The organism is Bartonella sp. OT172YNZD (assembly GCF_042193725.1).
GTDB lineage: Bacteria > Pseudomonadota > Alphaproteobacteria > Rhizobiales > Rhizobiaceae > Bartonella > Bartonella grahamii_A.
The window spans coordinates 1-736 of the sequence record NZ_JBHILZ010000088.1; the positions used below are offsets into that span (position 1 = coordinate 1).

Consider the following 736-nt stretch of genomic DNA (forward strand, 5'->3'; position numbering starts at 1 on the left):
GTATCATAACACGATACCAATATAAAGAAAAGGATAAATGTTAAATAACAGGAGCCCTCATGCATCCGAGAGAGACGATAAGAGAAACATTTGTTGCGTTGATAAGGGCAGCAAAGACGGCAGCTGGTGACAATGTTTTCAATATGCGCGATTTCAATTTATTTATTGAAGCAATGCCAGCTATTAATATCTCAACGCAAAGTGAAACGATTGAAGATGGACATGATTTTGGCTTAAGGCGGCGTGTTTTAACGCTAGATGTTGAATGTTATGCGACATGTGAAGATGGAGCACGTTTTGTTGACCAATTAGCGTGGGAAGTGGAGGAGATTTTCTACGCTAATCCCAATCTCAATAACACCGTTGAAACATGCCGCTTGCAAAATATTGCTTTTGCCTTTGGTGATAATGGCGCCCTAGCGCTCCATGGTGCAATTTTAACCTTTGAAGTCATTTATGTGACGAATATCCCCAACATGGATGAAGAAGAAAGCGGTGTAACAGCAAGACTCGTTGAACCTTTCTTAAATTTTAAACCAGAAACAGGCGTGGGAAACGAAGATAAATACATGAAGATTGAGGAACCCCATGTTAGAGCGGCGCGATAAAGAAATCACCGATTTAAAGAGACGTGTAGCCAATATGGTTGTGGTGGGGAAGATTAGCCATGTCGACCATAAAAACGCACGCTATCGGGTAAAAAGTGGCAATCTCATCAGTGACTGGATTCCAGACA

The 736-nt window shown here is 41.4% G+C and carries 1 protein-coding gene and 1 pseudogene; both read left to right on the top strand.

The annotated features are described in order from the left end of the window. The first annotated feature begins 59 nt into the window (after positions 1-59). Positions 60-608 (top strand): hypothetical protein, encoded by a 549-nt coding sequence (locus ACFIJS_RS09160; protein WP_375651315.1) that lies wholly within the window; start codon positions 60-62, stop codon positions 606-608. Beyond that, positions 589-736: pseudogene (locus ACFIJS_RS09165) on the top strand (phage baseplate assembly protein V); the annotation flags it as partial. The gene ACFIJS_RS09160 and the pseudogene ACFIJS_RS09165, both read left to right, overlap by 20 nt.